Source organism: Chamaesiphon sp. OTE_8_metabat_110 (assembly GCF_031382685.1).
GTDB lineage: Bacteria > Cyanobacteriota > Cyanobacteriia > Cyanobacteriales > Chamaesiphonaceae > Chamaesiphon.
Map to the genome: position 1 here is coordinate 1 of NZ_JANMZA010000678.1, position 10,358 is coordinate 10,358.

The 10,358-nt window shown below is 46.8% G+C and carries 11 protein-coding genes, 1 tRNA gene and 2 pseudogenes; 5 read left to right on the plus strand and 9 right to left on the minus strand.

The window, feature by feature from the left end; translation table 11 throughout:
• Window positions 1-61 precede the first annotated feature (61 nt).
• Window positions 62-1,477: a TldD/PmbA family protein gene (locus RMO52_RS24425; RefSeq protein ID WP_309739889.1), complete on the minus strand. Its 1,416-nt coding sequence runs from the start codon at window positions 1,475-1,477 to the stop codon at window positions 62-64.
• A 165-nt stretch (window positions 1,478-1,642) separates the two neighbouring features.
• Here RMO52_RS24425 and RMO52_RS24430 point away from each other — a divergent pair, with 165 nt between their 5' ends.
• Complete coding sequence (locus RMO52_RS24430; protein WP_309739892.1) at window positions 1,643-1,804, plus strand: hypothetical protein; 162 nt, start codon at window positions 1,643-1,645, stop codon at window positions 1,802-1,804.
• Window positions 1,762-2,267: pseudogene (locus tag RMO52_RS24930) on the plus strand (DinB family protein). The gene RMO52_RS24430 and the pseudogene RMO52_RS24930 overlap by 43 nt, the downstream one beginning before the upstream one ends.
• 182 nt (window positions 2,268-2,449) lie before the next feature.
• Here RMO52_RS24930 and RMO52_RS24445 read toward each other — a convergent pair.
• Together RMO52_RS24445 and RMO52_RS24450 are read right to left on the minus strand one after the other, a co-directional pair.
• Window positions 2,450-2,863: a universal stress protein gene (locus RMO52_RS24445; protein WP_309739896.1), complete on the minus strand. Its 414-nt coding sequence runs from the start codon at window positions 2,861-2,863 to the stop codon at window positions 2,450-2,452.
• A 37-nt stretch (window positions 2,864-2,900) separates the two neighbouring features.
• Complete coding sequence (locus tag RMO52_RS24450) at window positions 2,901-3,023, minus strand: hypothetical protein (RefSeq protein ID WP_310419591.1); 123 nt, start codon at window positions 3,021-3,023, stop codon at window positions 2,901-2,903.
• A gap of 77 nt (window positions 3,024-3,100) precedes the next feature.
• On the opposite strand from RMO52_RS24450, the gene RMO52_RS24455 reads away from it, so the two are divergent.
• Both RMO52_RS24455 and RMO52_RS24460 read left to right on the plus strand, forming a co-directional pair.
• Complete coding sequence (locus RMO52_RS24455; RefSeq protein ID WP_309739901.1) at window positions 3,101-4,303, plus strand: phosphoglycerate kinase; 1,203 nt, start codon at window positions 3,101-3,103, stop codon at window positions 4,301-4,303.
• Between the two features lie 167 nt (window positions 4,304-4,470).
• Window positions 4,471-5,334, plus strand: coding sequence for a Uma2 family endonuclease (locus RMO52_RS24460; RefSeq protein ID WP_310419594.1), 864 nt, complete (start codon window positions 4,471-4,473; stop codon window positions 5,332-5,334).
• A 30-nt stretch (window positions 5,335-5,364) separates the two neighbouring features.
• On the opposite strand, the gene RMO52_RS24465 is transcribed toward RMO52_RS24460, so the two are convergent.
• Both RMO52_RS24465 and RMO52_RS24470 read right to left on the minus strand, forming a co-directional pair.
• Window positions 5,365-6,534 (minus strand): AAA family ATPase, encoded by a 1,170-nt coding sequence (locus tag RMO52_RS24465; RefSeq protein ID WP_310419597.1) that lies wholly within the window; start codon window positions 6,532-6,534, stop codon window positions 5,365-5,367.
• Between the two features lie 37 nt (window positions 6,535-6,571).
• Window positions 6,572-6,643: transfer RNA gene (locus RMO52_RS24470), tRNA-Gly, on the minus strand.
• 165 nt (window positions 6,644-6,808) lie between these two features.
• Here RMO52_RS24470 and RMO52_RS24475 point away from each other — a divergent pair.
• On the plus strand, window positions 6,809-7,609 hold the full coding sequence (locus RMO52_RS24475) for a glycerophosphodiester phosphodiesterase (RefSeq protein WP_309742336.1): 801 nt from the start codon (window positions 6,809-6,811) through the stop codon (window positions 7,607-7,609).
• A 36-nt stretch (window positions 7,610-7,645) separates the two neighbouring features.
• On the opposite strand, the gene RMO52_RS24480 is transcribed toward RMO52_RS24475, so the two are convergent.
• The 4 genes and pseudogenes from RMO52_RS24480 to RMO52_RS24495 all read right to left on the minus strand — a co-directional run.
• Complete coding sequence (locus RMO52_RS24480) at window positions 7,646-8,371, minus strand: HAD family phosphatase (protein ID WP_310419600.1); 726 nt, start codon at window positions 8,369-8,371, stop codon at window positions 7,646-7,648.
• Window positions 8,372-8,461: 90 nt separating this feature from the next.
• On the minus strand, window positions 8,462-9,259 hold the full coding sequence (locus RMO52_RS24485) for a class I SAM-dependent methyltransferase (protein WP_310419603.1): 798 nt from the start codon (window positions 9,257-9,259) through the stop codon (window positions 8,462-8,464).
• A 325-nt stretch (window positions 9,260-9,584) separates the two neighbouring features.
• A complete protein-coding gene (locus RMO52_RS24490) occupies window positions 9,585-9,713 on the minus strand; it encodes a hypothetical protein (RefSeq protein WP_310419606.1) in 129 nt (42 codons plus the stop codon).
• 62 nt (window positions 9,714-9,775) lie between these two features.
• Window positions 9,776-10,358: pseudogene (locus tag RMO52_RS24495) on the minus strand (elongation factor 4); the annotation flags it as partial.

Sequence of the window (10,358 nt, forward strand, 5' to 3'; positions counted from 1 at the left end):
CGTTTATGATAAAAATTAAGAGAACGTTGTCCACGCCGCGATAAACTGTTCGGGCATTTCCTTACTCATCATCCTCCAAGTCGTCCATATCGCCCCCAACAACTACATCGCGAATCCGCAGACTCGGCCCGCCAACCCCAACCGCCAAGCCGCCTTGTCCGGCTTTACCACAGCCGCCGGATTCATCCCAATAGAAATCATCGCCGATACCTTCAATATCGCCTAACGTTTTAAACACGTTCCCCGATAGCGTCACATCCCTCACTGGTTCGGCAATTTCCCCATTGCGGATCATCCACGCTTCACCCGCGCTAAAGGTAAACATCTCGCCGTTTGTCATCCCGCCGAGCCAGTTGCGGGCATATACACCCTCTTTGATATCCGCAAATAGATCCGCGACGGGCGTATGTCCCCGATCGATCCAAGTATTCGTCATCCGCACGATCGGAGGATAATGGTAATTTAGGCACCGAGCATTTCCCGTCGCCGTTTCACCCAATTTCCCCGCCGTCTCCCGCGAGTGCAGTCGCCCTACCAATACGCCATCCTCGATTAATTGCGTCGTCGTGGCTGGAGTGCCTTCATCGTCATATAAATAACTGCCGCGATGTCCTTCTGGTGCCGCACCATCGAAGATTTGTAAATCGTTGCAGCCGAAGCGCCGCCCCATTGTCATCACTTCCAACAGGTCGGGATTTTCATACATCGAATCGGCTTCGGAGAGGTGTCCAAATGCCTCATGAACGAACAAGCCTGTCAAAATGGGGTCGATCACCACTGTATAGGCATTGCCCTTGACCGGGGGCAGGAACAGGGCAGCAACGGCACGTTGAGCGGCACTCTCGACCTGTCGATCGAGTCCGATGGTGTCTTCATAAGCCTTGCGGGAGCCGAGGGTTTCGCGTCCGGTTTGGACGGTATCGCCATTCCGCGCTGTAGCTGCAAACCGAATCTCCATATCGATCCACGATTGCTCGATTAGGGTACCTTCGGAAGTCGCCAGGACGATATGCTGGGCACTATCACCATAGCGAACTGAAGTCGTGGCAATCCGCCGATCGGTAGTCTGTAAAATATGATTGTAATGTTCGCACAGTGTCTTCTTGTGTGCGATCGGGATGTGGCGCGGATCGGTACCTGTCAGCGGTAAACTACAACTAGTCTGAATAATCTCGATCGGTGCCAATATTGTCTCATCTTCACCGATAATTCGCGCGGCGGCGATCGCTTCTTCGATCCGTTCGGCTAATGTTTCCAAGCGATTGAAACTCGCAAAACCCCAGCCACCTTTATAACACGCGCGCACTTGTCCGCCGACGGCGAGATCTTCGCTCAGGGTTTCGACTTTATCACCCCGAATCAAAATATCTGTCCCTTCGGACTCTTCTAGTCTAATCGCCAAATAATCCACCCGATCGCGGTAACGCTTAATCAAGTCTGTCAGGCGGTTTTTGCTATCTACAATTACAGAAGGCATGGGGTGGAGGGGAAGAGGGTAAGGGGTAAGAGGTAAAAGGTAAAAGGTAAAAGGTAATAGCCATTAAGTAGGGTGGGCACTGTCTTGTCTCGCTCAACCTGGAGGGAACCTCCAGAGCGCGAGCCGCTGCCCACCATCTAGTTTTCAGCTCACCATCTAGGTTTCATGTCTTGCTATTATTATAAATGTTTAGGTCGTGCCACCGATCGGGCGATCGGACATACATCCCAAATTTCTGAGAATTTAATACTAAATAAATACCTGCAACCCGATACCGAACAGTTATGGATTACTACAGGACGATCGCGACATACAATAAATGGATGAATCAGAAGCTATATGCTGTCTGTGCTGAGATTCCCGATGGCAATCGCAAATCCGATCGCGGGGCTTTTTTTAAATCGGTACATGGTACTCTCAATCATATTCTGGTTGCCGACCGAATTTGGCTGGGTCGATTTACACAAGCACCATTTGTCGCCAAACTCGATGGGGATCTATATAGTGATTTTAGCGAGTTACGGAGCGAACGGGAACGACTCGATTTTCCAAGGAAAGGCTACGCCAACGGACGATTATCGATTGGGCGCAAGATTTAACTCCAGACTGGCTGAATACAGATTTTACATATACCAATAGTTCGGGATTCACCCGCACCCGCCCTCACTGGTTGCTAGTAACGCACATGTTCAACCACCAAACGCACCATCGCGGACAACTTACAACTTTGCTCAATCAAATGGGTTATCAGCCTGGTGTCACAGATTTACCAGCGATGATGGATAAATAGTGAATAGTGGATAGTGGATAGTTAATAGAAGTAAGTTTTGATATGTCAGTCCTCATAGCGTCTGCATTTGGCTCCAGCAGGCTATCGCCGCAGAGGAGCGGTTTCTAACTGCTTTGCTTATAAATAGCAACTTGGGTTATTTAGCAGACTATTCACTATTCACTATCCACTATTCACTATCCCTACGGCACGATTAACACCGGACATGGCGAGAGATTTATCACTCGACTCGCCACACTTTCGGCTGTATGTTCCAAATCCAAACCGATCCCGTGACTCCCCATCACGATCAGATTGACATTGAGTTCGTCAGCCACATCGCAGATTGTAAACGCTGGCTTACCCTCCCGCTGCAAGATTTCCGCTGTAATCCCGCGCTGGGCACATAGTTCCTGCGCCGCATGTAGCAACCGATCGATCGCGTCTGGAGATTGCATCACGGGATCTTCGAGGACTTCGGCATCGAGATCTGGTGTCTCGACGACCGATAATAAAGTTAGCTTGCTTTGATATTTCTGTACCAGATCGATCGCCACATTAATGGCTTCTTGAGATTCGCGAGATCGATCGAGTGGGAATAGGATTTTGTTAAACATAATGACACGAGGCTAAGGAATCCTGGCGTTTATCCTCTTACATCATCTCATTTTCGATCTCCAGTTCCAACTCGATCGAGATTGGTAACAAATCTACACGGGTTTTCCGGTAGAATTGTGAAACGGCAGAGCTAAATGTTTTCTTTAATACAGTACGCATATTCGGTATTACTAAATTTTCTCAGCTTTTATATCAAAACAAAATTAACCACCAACTAGTTTTAAGGAGTTTAACCAGTGTCTAAGAAGTCCATTGCCAGCCTATCCGCTGCCGATCTCACCGGGAAGCGCGTCCTCGTTCGCGCTGATTTTAACGTACCTGTGGACGACGCCGGAAATATCACCGACGATACCCGGATTCGGGCGGCGCTGCCCACCATCAAAGATCTGACTGGTAAAGGTGCTAAAGTCATCCTCAGCAGCCACTTCGGTCGTCCCAAAGGTGTCGATGAGAAATTGCGTCTGACTCCCGTTGCCAAGCGATTATCGGAGCTATTAGGGCAAGATGTAGTCAAATGCAATGACTGTATCGGCGATGAAGTCGCTAGACAAATCGCGGCAATGGCAAATGGACAAGTTGCACTGCTTGAAAACGTCCGTTTCTACCCTGAAGAAGAGAAAAACGATCCCGAATTTGCGAAGAAATTAGCGGCGAATGCTGACTTATATGTCAACGACGCTTTCGGTACCGCACACCGTGCCCACGCTTCGACAGAAGGCGTCACCAAGTATCTGAGTCCTTCAGTTGCTGGTTACTTAATCGAAAAAGAATTGGAATATCTCCAAAACGCGATCGAAAAGCCGCAAAAGCCGTTAGCCGCGATCGTCGGTGGTTCTAAAGTATCGAGTAAAATCGGTGTAATCGAAACTCTCCTCGATAAGTGCGACAAATTATTCCTCGGCGGTGGGATGATTTTCACTTTCTACAAAGCACGCGGTTTGAAAGTTGGTAACTCCTTGGTTGAAGATGACAAATTAGACCTCGCTCGGGCGCTGGAAGCTAAAGCGAAAGAACGCGGCGTTGAATTTTTATTACCTACTGATGTTGTCGTAGCTGATAAATTTGCTGCTGATGCAAATGTCCAAGTCGTTAATGTTAATAACATTCCCGATGGTTGGATGGGATTAGATATCGGCCCTGATTCTATTAAAGTGTTCCAAGCTGCTCTAGCTGACTGCAAAACCGTAATTTGGAACGGCCCGATGGGTGTATTTGAAATGGACAAATTTGCGGCTGGTACGTTTGCCGTAGCCGACACTCTCGCTCAAATCTCCAAAACTGGCGCGATTACGATTATCGGCGGTGGCGACTCAGTTGCAGCGGTAGAAAAAGCTAATTTAGCCGACCAAATGAGCCACATTTCGACAGGTGGCGGTGCTTCATTAGAATTACTAGAAGGCAAAGTCTTACCTGGAATTGCTGCTCTAGATGATGCGTAAGTAAATTACTATCTACCGCTAGAAATTCTAAAAAACTTGCAAAACCCGCTCCAATCGATCGAGAAGATCGATATTGGAGTGGGTTTTATTCTGTGCGATCTATCTGTCAGGGAGACATTTGTAGAACAAACGAGTAAAATGTTGATAGATCTTTTGGTATAGTAGCCATGTTCCAGTACGAACTACCCAGATACCTACCCACCGCCGACGAATTACCCTGCTCTGACGATACTCCAGTGGATAATGAACTTCAGGAACTCATACCTGGCTTGCTCAAATCGATCTTACAGATCTTATGGGTCGATCGGATGGATTGGTTCTTTGGGATCGATATGGGAATCTATTATCATCCAGAGCAACCACCGATCGTGCCTGATGGTTTCTTGAGTTTAGGTGTCGAGCGATTTTATGATGAAGAACTGCGTCCCAGCTATGTACTATGGGAAGAGCAAGTCGTACCAAGTTTTGTGCTGGAAGTAGTTTCGGGTACTCCCGGTCGAGAATATACCAGCAAGCTCGACGAATATGCCAGAATGGGCGTCTTATACTATGTCATTTACAACTCCAAGCGGCGACGCAAGCCGAAACTAGAGATTCACAAACTTGTAAATGACAAGTATGAGTTGCAAGATAGTAATCCGTTTTGGATGCCGGAAATTGGGCTGGGTATCGGCTATGAGCGCGGCGATTATGGTGGATTAACGCGAGATTGGTTGTATTGGTATAACGAACACAATCGACGCTATCCTACGCCAGCCGAGCAAATCAGACAAGCTCAAGCACAAGTGGTACAAGAACGAGCACAAGTAGTGCAAGTTCAAGCACAAGTGACACAAGAACGAGCGCAAGTATTGCAAGCTCAAGCACAACTGGCACAAGAACGAGCGCAAGTATTGCAAGCTCAAGCACAAGTGGCACAAGAACGCGATCGAGTATTGCAAGCCCAAGTACAAGTGGCACAAGGACGAGACCGCTCGAACAAATTAGCTGCTAAATTACGGGAATTGGGTATCGATCCAGACAACATTTAAAAGAGTCGATCGAGAGTATCTCATCCCCAATTACTCGACAACTTGTAAAGCAGCAAAATTGCAATTAGCCACCGCCGCTTCCCCACTATCCTGACACTGAAGATAATTTTGCCAAGCCGCTGGAGAAACCCGATAATCGCCCAACTGCTGCGCGACTAACTCACCTAATTGCGGGTCGGGGAAGAAACAGACAAACATCTTGGCGCAACTTTGAGCGGTCAGATAACCTAGCTCGAATTCGCGATCGCACCGACCGGGGCGAATCAAGGCTGGATCGAGCTGTTCGCGATGATTGGTAGTCAGGATCGTAATGCTCCCTTCGACGGCTCCTGCGCCATCTAGGGTATTCAGGAGCGCACTAAAAGATAGCTCCCCCAGAGGTTTGCGACCGGAAAAAACACTATCGATATCTTCTAACGCGACGATCGAAGTGGCGGTAATTTCCGACCAGGCACGGAGCAGGGCACTATCGTCCATGTCGGTCAGGGACAGGGAAACAAGCTGCCGACCATAAAAACTAGCGATCGCCTGAATTAGCGAGCTTTTACCCGTACCTGGGGGGCCGTAGAGGAGATATCCCCGCCGCCAGGGGATGCCCCGTTGGCGATAGAGATCCCGACTGACGAGGAAGCGATCGAGATCTTTGAAGAGTTCGGTTTCAGTGACGATATCCAGGGCGAGAGTTTCCCGGCGTCGCTTGGTTTGAGTCCGCACGATCGAAATTGTCCCGCCAATCAGCCGGACGATCAGGGGTGCTTCGATGTTGTAGTTTTGCTCGATATTGCTCAACCAGTCGAGCATCTGAGGTTGCCACCAGCGCAATGTTGCCAAGGTAATTAGCTGGGTATTTTGCAAATCGGTAACTTTAAAGTCATGCCGATGAATGCCGATATACGCGCCCTGATAGCCAATCCCAATCCACCCCGAGCGCGGTTGGAGTTTGGTTTTGAGGGTGGGTGACTCGATCGCGGGTGGCACTAATGAAATGGAAGTATAGATCAGTTCGCTAAAGTCATAAACTTTGCCAGTGCGTTCTAGTTCCCAACAGATCGCACTATAAATCGGATTGGTATCCGCGATCGTAATCTGACACAATACACGTTGCAGTCCAAATTGAAAGATGAGTTTGAGTAAGTCGCCTCCATACCGAATGACTAAGCCGCCCAGAAATAGCCAAATCGGATCGAGACTGTTGAACATGCAAATATCGATGAAATGTACATATAATGTACAAAAAAGCGGGAGATGGGACTCGAACCCACGACGTTCACCTTGGGAAGGTGACATTCTACCACTGAATTACACCCGCACACTAGCATCATATTAACACACAACGCGATTCTCCAACAGAGCGGGCTTTTTGCGATCGATAGACCACAGATACTTTCAGGAGGTTGACTTATGATAGAGAAAACTGGAGGTAACTTGCTAACTTAGCAAAACTTCGATCGCATATCATCATTGGTCGCTCGTTATGAATAAGAGGCACCGTCAGGTCTCGTTGGCGCAGCCGCTGAAAATCAGCATCGTCGCTCATCGAGGCAATACAGCTACTGTAAAATTCGAGAATACAATTGAAGCTTTCCAAAAAGCAATACTCTTACTGACAGACTGCGCCAATGAAATCGGTATTCACCAAATTGAATTCGATCTGCGGATGTCCCAAGATGGCTACCTCATCAGTTATCACGATCGCGCGATCGATAACATTAATATTAGCGATCTTCCATATCACGAACTGAGATCGATCGCCCAAAGCAAGGGCTTTGATATTCCGTTATTTGAAGATATTCTCAAACTATGTTGCGATCGCATCGCCCTAGACATCGAACTTAAAGAGGAAGGCTATGAAGATCGGATTGTGGCTTTGACTACCAAATACTTAAAATATTCTGATTTTGTCATCAAGTCTTTTAATGATGCTTCGGTTAGGAGAATTAAAGATTTAGATCCACAAATTAAAACAGGTTTATTGCTGGGGAAAGTTAGCGGCAAATTTCCCTTATCAAGTATTTTCGCTCAGTTTTTCCCAGAATATAGAATACTGAGAACAGGAGCAGACTTTGTGGCACCTCACTTTCGGCTGTTAAAGTTTGGTTTCTTATGGCGCATGAAGTTGCTCAAAAGAGAAGTTTATGTCTGGACTGTTAATGATGAGTGGCGATTATTTAAGCTGCTCAGCAGTAAGTATATTTCAGCAATAATTACTGACAAGCCAGAATTAGCGCTAAAAATCCTCGATCGACTTGGGCGCGATCGGGAACAGGCTGTTTGAGTAGGTAATGTGCGGCAATCGCTCTAGAGTGAAGTGTCATGCTAGCTGTTCATCACCCGATTTAGCACCACCAAAAAAATCATTCAGTCGATCTAACTCTAAATCTGCAAAAGTATCGACCGTCCAATTAGCTCGCCGCTGTAACATATGAAATGGATAAGTATGGGCGATCGCTACTGCTTGAATCCCAGCGGCTTTAACCGCTTCGATCCCTGCAAAAGTATCCTCGATCGCCAAACATTCCGACGGTAATAAATGCAGATCTGGATAAATTTTATTCAACCGCTCGATCGCTAGTAAATACCCTTCCGGATCTGGTTTACTCTGACTAATTTCATCGCCAGAGACGATCGTATCAAAGAACATCCCGATTTTAGCCTGCTTGACAACCAGCTCTACTTCCGAACCGATTGCCCCTGTGACGATCGCCAATTTATACTGGCTGTTGTACATCTGCTCGATAAACTGCACCACATCGGGATAAATAGGTAAAGCCTCAAGCTGCTCTAACTTTTGACGATAGGCGATTGCTTTTTTAGCAATTAGCTTATCTAAATATTCATCAGTAACAAATCGCCCTCGCAGTTTCAATAACTCTTTCAGACAGGCGCGATCGCTTCTACCGACAGATACTTGCCAAAATTGTCTACCTTGGGGTGTTAAATTCTCCCCTAATAATAGCTCGTCGATTAGCGATCGATGAATTGCTTCATCTTTGATAATGACTCCATTGAAATCAAATAAAACTGCTTTTAAAACCACACTTAATTAATTGAGAATTGAGAATTGATAATTGAGAATTGGTAATTAGTAGTTGGGACGCTTGCGCCCCTAAAACGTAAAGCCTAAAGCCTAGAGCCTAAAGCCTACTGTGACTTGATTTAGCCAAAATACATCTTTGGTGCGTACATCGTCAAATCCGGCTTTACCTAACCAGGCATCGAGATTGCCAGCGGCGTAGGCTTGGATGTAGGGTTCTTCAAAGATATTATTGAGCCAATCCAGACTGCGAAGCGTGCCTTGATTGCCGTCGAGAATCAGGATTTGGCCGCCGGGAGCTAGCAGACGATAACTTTCGGTGAGAATAGTTTGCGCGATCGCAGGCGGCGTTTCATGAAATAATAACGCAGCGGTAATCGTATCGAAACTACCCGCTTCAAACTGGGTTAATTCCGTCGCTGTGCCATGTTGCCACTTAATATTTAAACCTGCTTTGCGCGCGCGGTCTTCCGCTACTGCCAACATGTACGGAGACAAGTCTAAACCCGTCACTACGGCATCCGGAAAGGCTTTTTTGAGTGGAATAGTCATCGAACCCGTACCGCAGCCCAGATCGAGAATTCGCTGGGGTCGCGATCGCACTTCATTTATCAAACCTTGGCGCACCCACGGCTCGTAAGGTGGCAAGACGTATTGCGTAATCGGATCGTAGGTAATCGCCGCCGTCTGAGTTAAATATCCACCCTCGATCCCATGATAGTTTTGAGTGTGATAGTACTCTGGATAGACAAATGCGGGTAATTGATATCGATCGATTGTATCCTGCCAGTCGATGCGATCGCGCACTGCGATCATTTGCTCTTTATCTAGCAAGCCGCGAATCAACGGTGATAAAAACTGTTCCCACAATGTATCTTGTCGAATCGCCATAATAATATCGGATAAAATTTACGCTTGCAAGCAACACTTTCTCATTATCGTGCAATATTCTCGGAGATAAACAAGTACTCAGTTAACTGTTGCCATACTTGCACGATTGTAAGAATATTTTTGGTGATAACTTGAATCGATTACCTAAAGCCTGTGCCCAACTTGGTTCGATCGATCTCGCTCCTGCCAAAACTTGCGAGACTGATTCACTCGATCCAAAAATATTAACTAATTCTGCCCGATCGATCCCACTAGATTCAATGATATGCTGCAACACTTCAGATGGCGAAGCTCGATCGATCTCGTAATGTTGTAGCTCATATGCCTATATTAACATCGTCACTAAGTCGTATAATGCTGACTCTTCAGGCGTTTGGTTTTGCTTAAAAGTTAAGCGTTCCGCCACAGCTAAAAACTGTCCGTATTCATCCTCCGTGCTGATTAAAATTGCCATTAGTTTGTAGCTCGCAGGGTGCGTTATCGCCCAATCGTAACGCACCGAAGCATGAGATGGTGCTAGGTGTCCTTATTCAACTTCAACACCGCCATAAATGCTTCCTGCGGCACATCCACCGTCCCCACAGACTTCATTCGTTTCTTACCTTTAGCTTGCTTTTGGAGCAGTTTCTTCTTCCGCGAAATGTCACCGCCATAACATTTTGCGAGGACATCTTTTCGCAGTGCGGGGATATTTTCACTGGCGATAACCTTACTACCGATCGCGGCTTGAATCGGGACTTTAAACTGGTGACGGGGGATTAATTCTTTGAGTTTCTCAGTCATTGCCCGACCGACATTATAAGCTTTATCGCGGTGGACGATCATTGCTAGGGCATCGACAGGATCGCCATTAATCATCAAATCTAATTTAACCAAATGATTTTCGCGATACCCGATCGGTTGATACTCCATACTTGCATAACCGCGCGTATTTGACTTCATCCGATCGAAGAAATCAGTCACGACTTCCGCTAAAGGCATCTCATAAATTACCGTGGTTCGCCCTTTGGTGAGATATTTCATGTCCTTGAATTCACCGCGTCTGTTTTGACACAGCTCCATCAAAGTCCCGACATATTCTTCGGGGGTAATCATCTCC